Source organism: Nonomuraea sp. NPDC003727 (assembly GCF_053586935.1).
The window spans coordinates 119,035-133,446 of sequence record NZ_JBSFNE010000015.1; the positions used below are offsets into that span (position 1 = coordinate 119,035).

At 70.5% G+C, this 14,412-nt stretch carries 12 protein-coding genes and 1 pseudogene; 6 read left to right on the top strand and 7 right to left on the bottom strand.

What is annotated here, in order from left to right:
- Window positions 1–108 precede the first annotated feature (108 nt).
- The gene (locus tag ACWDLG_RS33540; protein ID WP_449927893.1) at window positions 109–1,734 is read left to right on the top strand and encodes an RNA polymerase sigma factor; all 1,626 of its coding nucleotides are present in this window, start codon (window positions 109–111) and stop codon (window positions 1,732–1,734) included.
- A gap of 67 nt (window positions 1,735–1,801) precedes the next feature.
- Here the strand turns inward: ACWDLG_RS33540 and ACWDLG_RS33545 are convergent, their stop codons facing one another.
- A complete protein-coding gene (locus ACWDLG_RS33545) occupies window positions 1,802–2,518 on the bottom strand; it encodes a YaaA family protein (protein WP_449927895.1) in 717 nt (238 codons plus the stop codon).
- A 486-nt stretch (window positions 2,519–3,004) separates the two neighbouring features.
- Between ACWDLG_RS33545 and ACWDLG_RS33550 the strand changes: the two genes are divergently transcribed.
- Window positions 3,005–3,700: a GNAT family N-acetyltransferase gene (locus ACWDLG_RS33550; RefSeq protein ID WP_449927897.1), complete on the top strand. Its 696-nt coding sequence runs from the start codon at window positions 3,005–3,007 to the stop codon at window positions 3,698–3,700.
- 315 nt (window positions 3,701–4,015) lie between these two features.
- On the opposite strand, the gene ACWDLG_RS33555 is transcribed toward ACWDLG_RS33550, so the two are convergent.
- Window positions 4,016–4,246, bottom strand: a complete 231-nt coding sequence (locus ACWDLG_RS33555) for a DUF7455 domain-containing protein (protein WP_354905090.1) — start codon at window positions 4,244–4,246, stop codon at window positions 4,016–4,018.
- 228 nt (window positions 4,247–4,474) lie between these two features.
- On the opposite strand from ACWDLG_RS33555, the gene ACWDLG_RS33560 reads away from it, so the two are divergent.
- Both ACWDLG_RS33560 and ACWDLG_RS33565 read left to right on the top strand, forming a co-directional pair.
- The gene (locus tag ACWDLG_RS33560) at window positions 4,475–6,547 is read left to right on the top strand and encodes a DNA gyrase/topoisomerase IV subunit B (protein WP_449927900.1); all 2,073 of its coding nucleotides are present in this window, start codon (window positions 4,475–4,477) and stop codon (window positions 6,545–6,547) included.
- 131 nt (window positions 6,548–6,678) lie between these two features.
- Window positions 6,679–6,906, top strand: a pseudogene (locus tag ACWDLG_RS33565) (IS5/IS1182 family transposase); the annotation flags it as partial.
- A gap of 148 nt (window positions 6,907–7,054) precedes the next feature.
- Here the strand turns inward: ACWDLG_RS33565 and ACWDLG_RS33570 are convergent.
- From ACWDLG_RS33570 to ACWDLG_RS33585, 4 genes are all read right to left on the bottom strand, one after another.
- The gene (locus ACWDLG_RS33570; protein ID WP_449927901.1) at window positions 7,055–7,681 is read right to left on the bottom strand and encodes a hypothetical protein; all 627 of its coding nucleotides are present in this window, start codon (window positions 7,679–7,681) and stop codon (window positions 7,055–7,057) included.
- Between the two features lie 221 nt (window positions 7,682–7,902).
- Window positions 7,903–8,187: a putative quinol monooxygenase gene (locus ACWDLG_RS33575; RefSeq protein ID WP_449927903.1), complete on the bottom strand. Its 285-nt coding sequence runs from the start codon at window positions 8,185–8,187 to the stop codon at window positions 7,903–7,905.
- A gap of 476 nt (window positions 8,188–8,663) precedes the next feature.
- Window positions 8,664–9,068 (bottom strand): hypothetical protein, encoded by a 405-nt coding sequence (locus tag ACWDLG_RS33580; RefSeq protein ID WP_449927905.1) that lies wholly within the window; start codon window positions 9,066–9,068, stop codon window positions 8,664–8,666.
- Window positions 9,069–9,516: 448 nt separating this feature from the next.
- Window positions 9,517–10,014 (bottom strand): beta-class carbonic anhydrase, encoded by a 498-nt coding sequence (locus ACWDLG_RS33585; protein WP_354905077.1) that lies wholly within the window; start codon window positions 10,012–10,014, stop codon window positions 9,517–9,519.
- A 137-nt stretch (window positions 10,015–10,151) separates the two neighbouring features.
- Between ACWDLG_RS33585 and ACWDLG_RS33590 the strand changes: the two genes are divergently transcribed.
- Window positions 10,152–10,460: a hypothetical protein gene (locus ACWDLG_RS33590; RefSeq protein ID WP_354905074.1), complete on the top strand. Its 309-nt coding sequence runs from the start codon at window positions 10,152–10,154 to the stop codon at window positions 10,458–10,460.
- Between the two features lie 278 nt (window positions 10,461–10,738).
- The gene (locus tag ACWDLG_RS33595; protein WP_449927907.1) at window positions 10,739–11,119 is read left to right on the top strand and encodes a VOC family protein; all 381 of its coding nucleotides are present in this window, start codon (window positions 10,739–10,741) and stop codon (window positions 11,117–11,119) included.
- Window positions 11,120–11,300: 181 nt separating this feature from the next.
- Here the strand turns inward: ACWDLG_RS33595 and ACWDLG_RS33600 are convergent, their stop codons facing one another.
- On the bottom strand, window positions 11,301–14,306 hold the full coding sequence (locus ACWDLG_RS33600; protein WP_449927909.1) for a glycoside hydrolase family 3 N-terminal domain-containing protein: 3,006 nt from the start codon (window positions 14,304–14,306) through the stop codon (window positions 11,301–11,303).
- Between the last annotated feature and the right edge of the window lie 106 nt (window positions 14,307–14,412).

Sequence of the window (14,412 nt, forward strand, 5' to 3'; positions counted from 1 at the left end):
GGATGGTCCGTTTGCGCTCCGCACGGCCGCACCGATCTCCTAGAGAGGCATAGCCCCCCAGCGGGCATCTGGGTCCATTGTCGCCACGCGTTCGTTCGAGAGGTGTTCGTGTCGCCTGCAAGTTCGACTCGCTCGAAGCCATCAGAGCTGAACGAGCCCGTCATTCAGCGACTGCTCGAGCGTGGGCGCTCGCAGGGGTTCCTCGAGTCCGAGGATGTCCGTCAGGCCTTCGAGGAGGCGGACATCCCCATGTCGCAAGCCGCGGGGGTCCTGCGGACGCTCAGCAAAGAGGGCGTCGTCGTCCGGCTGACCGCCGCTGACTCGGCGGCTCCGAAGAAGTCTCGTGGTCCAGCAAAGCGCCGTACCGCTGCCCCCGTCAAGACGAGAACCGCAGCGGCCGCAAAGGAGCAGCAGCCGGAGACCGTGACCGCGGTCGTCGCCGCTGAGGCAGCCTCCGCAGAGCGGCCCGCCGCGAAGAAGGCCGAGCCCGCCAAGAAGGCCGCCCCTGCGGCCCGCAAGGCGGCAGCGCCTGCCAAGAAGGAAGGCAAGGCCGAGGCGCCCGCCAACGGGCCCGCACCGACCAAGCCGAAGGCGCCCGAGGGCGTCGACGAGGACGACATCGACCTCGAGGGCGACGTCGAGCTCGAGGACCTCGAAGACCTGGAGGTCGACGAGGTCGAGGTCGAGGTTGAAGTCGAGGCCGACGAGGAGCCCGACGAGGAGCCCAAGCCCGAGACCGTCGCCACCAGCGACGACGAGGTGCTGATCCTCTCCGACGACGACGATGACGCCCCCGTGGCGCAGGTCGCCGCCGCCGGCGCCACCGCCGACCCCGTCAAGGACTACCTCAAGCAGATCGGCAAGGTCCCCCTGCTCAACGCCGAGCAGGAGGTCGAGCTGGCCAAGCGCATCGAGGCGGGCCTGTTCGCCGAGGAGCAGCTCGGCGGTGGCGAGGTCGACCAGCTGCCCGTCGACGTCAGGGCCGAGCTCGAGTGGATCGCCGAGGACGGCCGCAGGGCCAAGAACCACCTCCTGGAGGCCAACCTCCGGCTGGTGGTCTCGCTGGCCAAGCGCTACACCGGGCGCGGCATGCTGTTCCTGGACCTGATCCAGGAGGGCAACCTGGGCCTGATCCGCGCGGTGGAGAAGTTCGACTACACCAAGGGTTACAAGTTCTCCACCTACGCCACGTGGTGGATCCGCCAGGCGATCACCCGCGCCATGGCCGACCAGGCGCGGACCATCCGCATCCCGGTCCACATGGTCGAAGTGATCAACAAGCTGGCCAGGGTCCAGCGGCAGATGCTGCAGGACCTCGGCCGCGAGCCCACGCCCGAGGAACTGGCCCGCGAGCTGGACATGACGCCCGAGAAGGTCGTCGAGGTCCAGAAGTACGGCCGCGAGCCCATCTCGCTGCACACCCCTCTCGGTGAGGAGGGCGACAGCGAGTTCGGTGACCTCATCGAGGACTCCGAGGCCATCGTCCCGGCCGACGCCGTCAGCTTCACGCTGCTGCAGGAGCAGCTCCACTCCGTTCTCGACACGCTGTCGGAGCGGGAGGCGGGCGTCGTGTCGATGCGGTTCGGCCTCACCGACGGGCAGCCGAAGACGCTGGACGAGATCGGCAAGGTCTACGGGGTGACGCGCGAGCGCATCCGGCAGATCGAGTCGAAGACGATGTCCAAGCTTCGTCACCCGTCGCGTTCACAGGTTCTGCGCGACTACCTGGATTAGGTGTCGCGCGAGAAGGGGGTACGGTCCTTGCGGGCCGTACCCCCTTCCGCTTGTCCGGCGAAAACTGTCAGGTGACGTCCACGTCGATCCGGCCGGGGGAGAGCCGCACGGCGTAACCCAGGTCGGTCAGCACCTTCGCCAGCTCGTCGGGCGTCGCCGGGTCGGCGGCGCTCTCCAGCAGCCGCCGGGCGATCTCGCCGCGGGTCGCCTTGGCCATGTGGCTGACGACCTTGCCGTCCCGCAGCACCCGCACCGCGACCCCGCGCGCGCCCGCCTTCCACGCGCCCGCGTACGTGGCCGAGCGCATGTCGACGGCCAGCCCGTCCAGCCGGTCCAGCTCCTTGCTCACCAGCGGCCGCCAGAACGTCGCGAGGGCGCCCATCGGCGGCAGGCTGACCCCCATGGACAGCCGGTACGGCGGCACGCGGTCGGTGATCCGCAGCACGCCCCACAGGCCCGAGAAGATCACCACAGCCCGCTCCGCCCTGGCCCTGGCCTCGGTGTCCAGCGTGGCCAGGCCGAGATTGTCGTAGAGGACGCCGGTGTAGAGCTCGGCGGCCGGCAGCGTGGCCGCCGTCTTCAGCGCGAGGTTCTTGTCCAGCTCGGCGGCCTGGCCCTGGCTGAGGCCCAGCACGTCGAGGGCGTCGCGGCGCTTGGCGGCCTTGATGAGGGCGTTCGTCACGCGGGTGCGCGGCCTGGCGAGGCTGGGGAAGGACAGGTCGCCGACGGCGGGACCGGTGCCGTGGGCGGCCTTGCCCTCGGACGGCGGGAGCAGAATGAGCACGGGTACGGGTTTACCACCTGGGCGGCTGACGTGCGACGTCACGCCCAGAGGGGAGTCTGCCGGAGACTGCCGGGACGTTGGACGCCGGCTGAGTCTGCCGGAACCGATTTCGCGCGGGCTGGAGCGGGCTGGAGCCGAATTGGAGCCGGTTGAACCTGCCGGAGTCGGCTGGGGCCGCTTGGAGCCGGCCGGAGCCGGTTGGGTCTGCCGGAGTCGGCTGGGGTTGCTTGGAGCCGGCCGGAGCCGGTTTGGCGCGGGCTGGAGCCGGGTCGGAGGGCTGAGCCGGCCGGAGTCGGCTGGGGCCGCTTGGAGCCGGCCGGTGCCGACTTGGTGGAGCGGGCTGGAGTCGGTTGGAGTGGGCTGGAGTCGGCCCGAGCCGGCTGGAATGGGTCGGTTGGAGAGGCGTGTCCGGGCGGGAGGGCGGCGGTGACCGCGGCGGGGCCGGGCGCGCGTGCCGTACCGGAGGGGCGCCGCTAGGCTGCCGGGATGGATCTCGACCTGCTGATGGACCGGGCGTGGCCCGCGCTCGAGCGCGTCGAGCTGGACGGCTGGACCCTCCGCCACGCCGAAGGGGTGACCAAGCGGGCCAACTCGGTGCTGGTGACGGGCATGCCCGCCGACCTCGGCGGTGCCCTCGAGACCGCGGAGGCCTTCTACGCCGGCCGCGGCCTGCCCGCCGTCTTCTCGATCGGTTCGCGGGCGACGGATCTCGACGCCGTGCTGGAGGAACGCGGCTACCGCGTGGTCGACCCCGTGCACAGCATGGTCGCCCGCACGCCGCTCGGCGCTCCCGCCCACGAGGTGCGCGTCGAGAGCGCCCCGTGGCAGGGCTGGCTGGAGTCGTGGTGGGCGGTCGACGGCCGCTACGGCGACGGGCTGGAGGCGGCCGCGAAGATCTGCGCGGGCGTGCCCGCCTGGTATGCGGCGGTGGAGGAGGACGGCGTGGCGCTGGCCGTCGGCCGCGGCGTGCCGCAGGGCGACACGCTGGGCGTCTACTGCATGGCGACGCTTCCGCGGGCCCGCCGCCGTGGGCTGGCGCGCAGCGTGCTCAGGGCGCTGGTACGGCACGCGGGGTCGGCTTCGGCCTACCTGGTGGTCACGGCCGCCAACGAGACGGCGGCGGCGTTCTACCGCGGCGAGGGGTTCGAGATCCACGGCGGCTACCACTACCGGGTCCGGTGAGGCACACGTTCCGGGTCCGGTGAGGCACACGGCAAGACGCCGGCAGGGTGCCAGCCGCTCGGCAGGTCGCGCCGTAGGACGCCGGCCGTTCGGTGGGGTGGCGGCGGGGTGGCGTATGGTCGTCGGCCCCTTCGCGGTTGCCGGCGGCGGCCTGACGGGCACGCCGTAGGGAGCGGGCGCTTGCCAGGGGGCGGATGCCGGTCTCTTGTCGCGGGCGCAGTCACCCGTGAGAAGGCGCAGGCGACGGACCCGGAACACCGGGCCGCCGCCTGCGCTTCATGCCGTATGTGGTTATGTCAGCAGACGAATGCCTGGTCAGCGTTCGTCGGGAGATGCGGATGTGGGGGTTGCGCTGAGCCGAGCCGACTCGTCCAGGATTTCGGCGCCCTTCTCACGCAACACGGCCACGTGCTGACGCCCGTGGTGGGCGCAGAACAGCAGCTCCCCGCCGACAGGCAGGGTCGCGCGAATGTAGGCCTGGGCGCCGCAACGGTCGCAACGGTCGAGGGCCGTCAGCGGCTTAACGGGGGCGAGAGCTCCAGTCACGTATCGCCTTTCGGGTCACCCCCGCCGAAGCGAGGATCTGGCGTCAGTCACTTGAGACAACATCTAACCGGACCTGGACGTTCCCAATCACGGCCTCGCTACGCCCAGAGCGGAATATGGCCCAAGGTAACGTCTGACGCGCCGTTGGTAACGCCAAACGTCGCCTGATGGCAAGCTTGTACGCGCACAGGCGGGAAGAACGGTAAGCTACGCACACGTGTTCGATGCATGACCAGAGGAGCTGGAGTGACGGTAGCGGAGGCGGGTTACACAGCTCGTCACCTGTCGGTGCTTGAGGGCCTCGAGGCGGTCCGCAAGCGCCCTGGGATGTACATCGGGTCCACCGACAGCCGCGGTCTCATGCACTGCCTCTGGGAGATCGTGGACAACGGCGTCGACGAGGCGCTGGCCGGTCACTGCACCCGCATCGAGGTCGAGCTCCACGACGACGGCTCCATCGAGGTCCGCGACAACGGCCGCGGCATCCCGGTCGACATCGAGCCCAAGTCGGGGCTCCCCGGCGTCGAGCTCGTCTACACCAAGCTCCACGCGGGCGGCAAGTTCGGCGGCGGCTCCTACGCCGCCTCGGGCGGCCTGCACGGCGTGGGCGCCTCCGTGGTCAACGCGCTGTCGTCCCGGCTCGACGTCGAGGTCGACCGCGGCGGCCAGATCCACCTGATCAGCTTCAGGCGCGGTGTGCCCGGCGTGTTCGACGGTCCGGGGCCCACCGCCAAGTTCAAGAAGAAGTCCGGCCTGCGCGACGGCGGCAAGCTGCGCGCCGACGCCACCGGCACCCGCGTCCGTTTCTGGGCCGACAAGCAGATCTTCCTGCCCGACGCCGAGGTCTCGATCGACGAGATCCACGTACGGCTGCGCCAGACCGCCTTCCTCGTGCCGGGCCTCACGCTCGTCCTCATCCACGAGGGCAAGACCGAGGAGTTCCGCTTCGCCGGCGGCATCTCCGAGTTCACCGAGTTCCTCGCCCGCGACGAGGCGGTCTGCGAGGTTCTGCGGATGCAGGGCGTCGGCCACTTCCACGAGACCGTGCCCGTCCTCGACGACCAGGGCCACATGACGCCCACGGAGGTGCAGCGAGAGCTGTCCGTCGACGTGGCGATCCGCTGGGGCAAGGGCTACGACTCCACCGTCCGCTCCTTCGTCAACGTCATCGCCACCCCCAAGGGCGGCACCCACATCACCGGGTTCGAGCGCGGTCTGGTCCGCACGCTCAACGAGCTGCTGCGCGAGACCAGGCTGCTGAAGAACGGCGACGACCCGGTCACCAAGGAGGACATCCTCGAGGGCCTGACCGGCGTGGTCACCGTTCGCGTGCCCGAGCCGCAGTTCGAGGGGCAGACCAAGGAGGTCCTCGGCACCTCGGCCGCCACCCGCATCGTCTCCCATGTCGTCTCGCGTGAGCTCAGGGAGCTGTTCGCCAACCCGCCGCGGCGGGCCAAGCAGCAGTTGCGGGCCGTACTGGAGAAGATCGTCGCCGCTGCCAAGGCACGCATCGCCGCCCGCGAGCACCGCGACAACCAGCGCCGCAAGAGCGTGCTGGAGAACTCCGCGCTGCCCGCCAAGCTGGTCGACTGCCGCAGCGACGACGTCGACCGCAGCGAGCTGTTCATCGTCGAGGGAGACTCCGCGCTCGGCACGGCCAAGCTGGCCCGCGACTCGGAGTTCCAGGCGCTGCTGCCCATCCGCGGCAAGATCCTCAACGTGCAGAAGGCCTCCGTGGCCGACATGCTGAAGAACGCCGAGTGCGCCGCGATCATCCAGGTGGTCGGCGCGGGCTCGGGGCGCAGCTTCGACCTCGACGCGGCCCGCTACGGCAAGATCATCCTGATGGCCGACGCCGATGTCGACGGCGCGCACATCCGCTGCTTGCTGCTGACCCTCTTCCACCGCTACATGCGACCGATGGTCGAGGCGGGGCGTGTCTTCGCCGCCGTGCCGCCGCTGCACCGCATCGAGCTGACCAACCCGGGGCGCGGGCAGGACAAGTACATCTACTGCTACTCCGACGCCGAGCTGCACAAGGTGCTGCGCGATCTCGAACGGCGCGGCAAGCGCTGGAAGGATCCGGTGCAGCGCTACAAGGGTCTGGGCGAGATGGACGCCGACCAGCTGGCCGAGACCACGATGGACCCGCGCCACCGCATCCTTCGCCGGGTGCGCATCGAGGACGCCGAGGCGGGCGAGCGCATCTTCGACCTGCTGATGGGCAGCGATGTGGCGCCGCGCAGGGAGTTCATCGTGAGCAGCGCCGCCGAGGTCGACCGCGACCACATCGACGCCTGAGCCGCATCGGACCGGCCGGCTGCGCTAAGAGGTCGCGCAGACAGGCGTGCTGGTGCTACCCCGGCAATAAGTACAGGCACAGGTCCTGGCGATCATGGAGTTGCGACGCTCTGTGACCACCCGGGAGACCTGTGCCTGTACTTCCATCATGGCTGACCGAACCACTCCGGGGCCGATTCGCCGCTCTGTTGCCCGAGCGGCCGACCTGCGCGGCGACTCATCCGCTGGGCTGCCACCGCCCACGCATCACCGACCGGATCATCTTCGACAAGATGCCGCAGCTCCTGCGATTCGGCTGCTCCTGCCAGGCGATCGCCGACACGACCTGCTCGGCCACCACGGTCCGGCGACGAGTGGATCCGGCGCGCCACCGTCGTCGGCGCATTCTTCGGCCTCGCCGACACGATCATCACCGTGCGCGGTCTGATCCGGCAGGCATGGACGACTCACCGCTGGGGCGGACGCCCGAATCGCCGACCATGATCGCACCCCTGCCCGTACGGCCTCCTACAGCCCCGGGTAGAAGCCCGGAGAGCCCAGTTGCTCGAACCAGCTCGGTGGCTCAGGCGCGGTGAACGCGTTGGCCATCGCGTCCAGCCAGGCGGCGAACGTGGGGAAGTCCGGGGTGGAGTTGGCCAGGTCCTCCCAGTCCCCGCCCTCAACGTAGCGTGCGCGCCCTTCCTGATCGTCGTAGTGGTGGTAGTAGACCGGGTATTCGCCGTCTGCGTCCGGCTGGGTGACATCGAAGCACCAGACCGCCTCATTGTCTGCGTCGGCGAGGGCGAAGCCGACCAGATGGTTGGTGGACAGCCACCGGCCGTCACCGCGGTCCACCTGCTCGGGCATATGCACGAGATCGGAGTTCAGCGCAACGATGGCATCGTCACCGACGACGACGAACTCGATGTACCTGTTGGATGAGACGTCCCAGCGCTTACCGGCAAAGGTGTTGTGCTCGGCGAGGAAAGCCCGGTAGCTGGGCGGAGCCGTCCAGTCGACGGTTCCGAAATGGGGCTTCAGCCCTGTCTCGCGGTCGCGGACGGCTTCGGCGGAGGCGGGCTCCGACGCCGTGATGATGACCGTTCCGGATTCGGCGGCGCGGCGAAGGATTGCCAGATTCTCGTGTATCGACATCGTGGTCCTTGATCGGGTGATCGTACGGCTACGTGGGCGTGGCTCGACAACTGTAGGTGCCTGATCGTGGTCGATGACAGCGGTCGGCGGGATCCGTGGAACTACACAAGGCGATGATGTGTCCGATTACGCAACGTCACGTTCGAGACCTCGGCAGCCCGGGTGGGCAAGTCCTGACCCAGCCCGCAGACAGCCTCCATTCGCACCAATCCGCGTGGCCTCTAAGCTGGTTCGATGGCCGAGATGCGGTACCTGCTCACCTCGGCCGCGCGGATCTGTGCCGTCTGGGCGCCGCTGGGGCCTTCCCCTCGGAAGCGTTCGAGGTCCTCGTCGGTCTCCCAGCGCTCGTAGACGTTGATCCGGTCGGGTTCGAGCAGGTCGGGCGACAGGGCGAAGTCGAAGCAGCCGGGGGCCGACCTGGCCTGCTCCATCACCTCGCGGCAGTCGGCCAGGTAGGCGTCGCGGGCGTCGGCGGCCACGTAGAGCTTGCCGGAGATGATGACCACGATGTTCTCCTCGCCTTCTGTGGGGAGCTGTTCAGATTTCTCGTGAGCCGGTGCGCTTTCTAAGGGGCGGCCCCTGACCCTTCAGCCGATGCGATCCTCGGGAAAACGGTCTCCGGTGCGCCGGAGGTCCTGTCGCCCGCACCGCCGATCGCCCAGACCAGGCCGCCGGTTTTGTGCCGGCGGATTGGTCGGCCGTCGCCCAGAGGGCTGAACCCCGCCACCAGGCCGCTGGTCTGCGCCGGCGGAGGTCGGTCGTCACCCAGAGGGCCGATCGCCCGCACCAGGCGGGTGGGTTGTGCCGGGGGATTGGTCGGTCGTCGCCTACAGGGCTGAACGCCAGACCGCCGGGCTGCGCCCGCGCAACGGCCCGGCCGTCACGGGATGGCCAGGCTGGTCGTCCGCCGTCGGGCAGTCCGCCTCGGCGACTCCACGGACACCTGCTCCGTCATCCGGCGTGGGGCAGCGTGTCCTGCTGGTCAACCGGTGTGGGAGAGACCGCTCTGCTCGTCGTCCTCGCAGGCCTCTCGGCGAAGTTGCTCGGCGCGGTGGTGATGCCATTCGGCGTCGCCGATGTGTGCGGCGGCCAGCATGTCGTGCAGGTCGGCGGTGCGGCGGTGGGCGCGGGCGGCCTGGCGATAGCCCTCCTGGGCCGCCGCCTCGGCGCATGCGGCGTGGTGGGCGGCCTGTACGGTGCGCGCTGCCGCCTCGCGGGCCTGCCGGGCCGTGGATCCGCGCGCCCATCCGCCGACCGGATTCCGCTCCAGCTCCTGCAGGCGTTGGGCGATCTGCTCGGCGCGCTCACCGGCCTGCCGAGCCCGCTCGCGAAGTTGCCGAGCCCGCTCACGTGAAGCTTCGACGCGTTCTTCAACCTGGTCGGCCATAGCTGCGCCATACCCTGCCGACCAGCTGATCCACCGCGCCTCGAGTACCTGCGCATGCGTGCGGGAGGGCACCGCGTGGCGGGGGTCGGGTCCGGAGCGTCGAGCCACTGCGGCCCGCCCGCTGCGGCCGGTCCTGCCGCGTGTGCGGGGTCTTTCCGGTTGTCGTGTCTGGTGTAGCCGGTTCTCGGATGCCGGTCATGTCATCCCGGGACGCGCGCCTGGTACGGCGGGTCCTGGTGTCAGCCGTCAGTTCGGCGGCGCGCCCGACGATGGACACGTGCCCAGCCAACGACGCGGCGGGCACGACATCCCGTCGGCAACCAAGACCCCTGCCCACCGGTGAGGGCACGGTCTGACCCTGGGACTCGAGGTCCGGAGGGTGGGAGTGCTCACTCACCAGTGGCTACAGGCTCCGAGTCTGCCCGATCGGCTGGCCCGGTGGTTCCCGTCAGGGAAGTTCGACCGGCATCAGTTTGCCGGTGTGGACGTCGTAGATGGCGCCGCCGATCGGCATGCCGGCGGGCAGGAACGGGCTGGTCCTGATCCTGGTCAGGTCGTGGCGGAGCGCCGCGTCCTGGTCGGGGACCGTGTGGAATTCCAGGCTCCTGGTGTCGACACCGCGTGCGGCGGTCAGGCTGTGCACGTCGGTGTCGGTGACCTTCGCCATGCCGCAGTCGGTGTGCGGCATGACCAGCACCCGCTCCACCCCCAGGAGGTACACCGCGAGGACGAGGGTGCGCAGGACGTCGTCGGTCACTCTGGCGCCCGCGTTGCGAAGGATCTTGGCATCTCCGGCGCGCAGGCCGAGCAGCCCCAGGGGGTCGATGCGGGAGTCCATACACGTCACCACGGCCAGGCCGCGCGCTGCCGTACCGGTGAGGCCGGAATAGGCGAACGTCCGCGCGTACGTCTCGTTCGCCGCGAGCAGGTCATCGAACGCAGTCATGTCTCGATGATTCCGCATGACCGTTTCGTGAAGGTTTCCGGGTCCTGGTTGGCGAGCAAGTTGGCGAACGCCCCACCATACTTGCTCACTTTACGTGATGATGTTGTAGCCCACCGTGTGTGATCTAAGAGGGTGACGTGAGTAGGACCGAATCACTCGCCGCGTACCTGCGCGATCAGGGGCGACGGCGGCTGGACCGGGTCGAGGTGTCCGACGACGGGCGCAACGCCAGATGCGCGCTCGCGCTGCTCGACGCGGCCGCCTACGTGGGGAGCCTGCCCGAGGACGATCCGCTCATCGAGATGCTGGAGAAGGCCGGATGTTTCGGGCCGCTGGGGTTCGACGAGTTCTCTCCTGGAGAGGAGGGGGCTCGCTTCATCCGCGAGTGGGCGGGCAGCGAGCCCTATGAGCTCCTGCTGGCCCTGCCCGCCGTCGCCTCCGCCTGACTCCGGGGCTGAGGGCCGCGCCTGATCCACGCGCCGGCACGGGCACCCCTTCTTCAGCTCGTGCCGCCCTGCCCTCAGCCCCGGTCGCACGCCTCCGCCGTCGGGGTGGAGCCCCGGGCACCCGTCCTAGGCCCGTGTCGGGTGACCACGAGGCCCGTGCCGCCTGCTCAGCGTGGGATACACCTCTCCTGCAGCCCATGCCGCCTGCCGTCGGCCCCGGGCTCGGCGTCGCCGTCGGGCCGCCGCATGAGAACCGGCCGGCCGGGCAGGGAAGTCGCATGGCAGGAATCGCACGGATGCGTTCGACCGTCATCGACTGCGCCGACCCTCGGGCTCTGGCTGCCTTCTACGCCCAGCTGATCGGCTGGGAGATCACCGGTGACGACGGCGACTGGGTCGTCGTCAGCGACGGCGGGCGCTTCCCCCGGCTCGCCTTCCAGCAGGTCGACGACCACCGCCCGCCGGCCTGGCCGGGCGCCGAGATGCCGCAGCAGTTCCACATCGACGTCACCGTCGACGACATGGACAAGGCCGAGGCGCAGGTCCTCGCGCTGGGAGCGACCAAGCACGAGTTCCAGCCGAGCGAGGAGGACGACTTCCGCGTCTTCCTCGACCCGGCCGGGCACCCGTTCTGCCTGTGCGTCGCCGACGACGGCTGAAACCAGCCCGCCCGGCCCCCACCGGTCAGGCGACCGGCGGTCCATCTGCGGTCGCCCGGAGGCAGGTCAGGAGACCGGCAGCCAGGACGCGACCGCCGTGGGCCCGGTCAGTGACCGGAGGCGGGAGCGTCCTGGGGCCGGTCGGGCGACCGGCGGTGCGGTCAGAGCCACCTGGGGCCGGTCAGCGGGCCGCCTGGATCAGGAGGTCCACCGCCTTCCGTAGGTTCCCCGCCGCCAGCTCGTGGTCGGCCTGCGCCTGCAGGTCCGTACGGCGACCGCCGGCCTGAGCCACGTCCCTGGCCACCGACACCACCGCGTCGTCCTGCGCGAACGTGTCGCTCCTCGACCGTTCGAGCAGCGTCGCCGCCACGCCGAGCGAGGCCAGCACCACGCGTGCCTCGCGCACGCTGCCGTCGGCGTTCCAGTGGCGGGAGCCCAGCGCCACCCCGAGCGCCGTGGCGGCCGCGCGGGAGCCGCCGTCACCCCTGGCCAGCTCGTCCCGCACCGCCTTGAGCCTGGGCCGGGCCGGGTCGGTCCGCAGTCCCCAGCCGTAGGGGAAGAGCGGGTCGTAGGCGGCGTCACCCACGTTGATCGGCAGCTGCTCCGCCGTACGGAACCAGGTGAAGGGCAGCCTGCCGGTGTACGGCACGGCCCCGAACAGCGGGTCGCTCACGCCCGCGCCCTCGGAGCCCGGCAGCCAGGAGGCGACGAGCGCTTCCACGCCGGACAGCTCGCCCAGCGCCAGCGGCCGTCCCGACACGACGAGCACGACGCACTTCAGCGCCCCGCAGACCTTGTCGACGGCCGCCTGGTCGGCGGGCGACAGGTCGAGCGTGCGGCCCTGGCGGCCGACGTCGCCGAAGCCCTCGGCGTACGGCCGCTCGCCCACGACGACCACGCCCACGTCGTGTCCCTCCAGCGGCGCGGATGCGTCGGCGGAGTGGGTGACGGCGGCGGCACGGGCGCGGATGCCCTGCAGGATCGTGGTGCCCTGGGTGATGGGCCCCGGCGAACCCTGCCAGCTGATCGTCCAGCCGCCCATCTGGTTGCCGAGGTCGTCGGCGTTGGAGCCGGCGACGTAGACCTTCGCCGAGGGCCGCAGCGGGAGGAGACCGCCGTCGTTCTTGAGCAGCACCTGCGAGGCGGCGGCGGCCGTGCGTGCCACGGCGCGATGGGCGGCCGAGCCGACGTCGGGCAGGCCGTCCCTGTCGGCGTAGGGGCGTTCGAACAGGCCCAGCTCGAACTTCTGGGTGAGGATGCGCGCGACCGCGTCGTCGATCCGCGACCGCGCCACCCGGCCCGCGGTCACCTCGGCGGTCAGCGCCTCGACGAAGGCGGTGTAGGCGTACGGCACCATGATCATGTCGAGGCCGGCGTTGACGGAGGTGCGCACGTCGCTCGCCTGGTCACCGGGGATCTGGTCGATGGCCTGCCAGTCGCTGACCACGAAGCCCTTGAAGCCGAGCTGTCCCTTGAGCACCCCGGTGATCAGCTCCTGGTGGGCGTGCATCTTGGTGGCGCCGACGCTGGAGAAGGACGGCATGACGCTGCCCACGCCGCGCCTGACCGCCTCGGCGAACGGCCCCAGGTGGACGGCCTCGAGCTCGGCCCGGTCGCCGGTGTAGACCCCCTGGTCGATGGTGTAGTCGGCGGTGGTCGAGGAGCCGTAGGCGGTGCCGCCGTCGCCCACGTAGTGCTTGGCGGTGGCCAGCACGCCCTTCTTCCGCAAACCCGTCACGATCGCGGCCATGCGCGAGACCAGCGCGGGGTCCTCGCTGAAGGACTCGTAGGCCCTGCCCCAGCGGTCGTCGCGGGAGACGCACAGGCACGGCGCGAAGTCCCACGGGATGCCGGTCGCCTTCACCTCCTCGGCCGTGATCGCGCCCGTCCTCTCGACGAGCGCCGGATCGCGGGTGGCGCCCAGACCGACGTTGTGCGGGAAGATCGTGGTGCCGACCACGTTGTTGTGGCCGTGGACGGCGTCGACGCCGTAGATCAGCGGGATCTGCAGCCTGGTCTGCCGGGCGCGCAGCTGGTAGCCGTCCACCATGTCCGCCCAGCCCTCGGGGGTGTTGGTGGCGGGCGCGGAGCCGCCGCCCGACAGCAGCGAGCCCAGCAGGTACGTGGCGATGTCGTCCTGCTTGGCGAGCGCGCCGCGTTCGGCCTGGGTCATCTGGCCGACCTTCTCGGCGAGCGTCATGCGCCCCATCAGGTCGGCGACGCGCTGCCTGACGGGTCTGCGGGCGTCGAGGTACGGCAGGCCGTGCGCGTCGATCACCACGACGGCGTCGTCGGCGGGCGGTGAGACGCCCTCGCCGGACAACGCGATCGGGATGGTCTCGGCCACCTCGGGGTCGGCGTCGGCCTTCGTGGCGACGGTGAAGGTCTTCGTGGTCCCGGCGGGCGAGCCCGCGGGGAACACCAGCGTCCCCTCCACGGGCGTGTAGTCCGATCCGGGTGTGGCCGTGCCCGATCCGGTCGCGTAGCGGACGGTCAGGTCCGTCGCGGGCACCGCGGAGATGGCGACGCCCACCTGGGCCGCGCCCTTCTCCCTGACCGGGTAGACGGGCGCGCTCGTCGTCAGGCGCACCGGGCGCGGCGGCGCGGTGCCGTACACCTGGACGTCGTCCCACAGCAAAGTGCCGGAGGAGGCGGCCGGCAGGCGCATCGAGTAGCCCCACATGCGCTCCAGGTCGAGCTGCCCGTCGGTGGGGGCGCCGCCCGGCTGGTAGTCGCCGCGCCTGACGAAGTCGGCGAACTTCACCTCGACCCGCCGCCAGCCCGCCTCGGTGTCGGTGAACGACGACTCGAACAGCTCCGAGCTGCCGGGCCCGCCGCCGCCGTCCTTGATCTCGAAGAAGATCCGCTGACCCGAGCCCGTGCCTTTCACCGAGAAGGCGAAGCCCTCGTAGGGCGTCCAGTCCTGCGCGGCGGGCAGGTCGTGCGACCAGCCGCCCCACTGGCCGACGTCGTAGACGGTCTTCAGCACGCGGCTGGTGTCGGTCTCGATGCTGAGGGTGGGCGTGGACGCGGCGTCGTTGCCCCAGGCGACGACACCGGGCGGGAGGGTGTCGCTCTCGAAGTCGGTGACGGTCAGCGGGGCGGCCGCCTGGGCGGCGGCGGGGACGAGGCAGGTGGATAAGAGCAGGGCGATCGCGCTGAGGGCGCCGATGCGTCGGGGGGTCACTGCGCCTCCTGGCATGAGAGAGCGCTCTCTTGAGCGCACAGTCCTGAATTCAAGGCGTGAAGGAAAGGCGCGTCAAGGTGACCGGTCGGTTCGTCCGGCCTGCTCC

Coding starts and splice junctions, on each gene's coding strand:
- ACWDLG_RS33550 (WP_449927897.1), top strand. CDS start 3,005: ATGGATCTCGACCTGCTGATGGACCGGGCGTGGCCCGCGCTCGAGCGC.
- ACWDLG_RS33560 (WP_449927900.1), top strand. CDS start 4,475: ATGACCAGAGGAGCTGGAGTGACGGTAGCGGAGGCGGGTTACACAGCT.
- ACWDLG_RS33580 (WP_449927905.1), bottom strand. CDS start 9,068: ATGGCCGACCAGGTTGAAGAACGCGTCGAAGCTTCACGTGAGCGGGCT.
- ACWDLG_RS33570 (WP_449927901.1), bottom strand. CDS start 7,681: ATGTCGATACACGAGAATCTGGCAATCCTTCGCCGCGCCGCCGAATCC.
- ACWDLG_RS33585 (WP_354905077.1), bottom strand. CDS start 10,014: ATGACTGCGTTCGATGACCTGCTCGCGGCGAACGAGACGTACGCGCGG.
- ACWDLG_RS33595 (WP_449927907.1), top strand. CDS start 10,739: ATGGCAGGAATCGCACGGATGCGTTCGACCGTCATCGACTGCGCCGAC.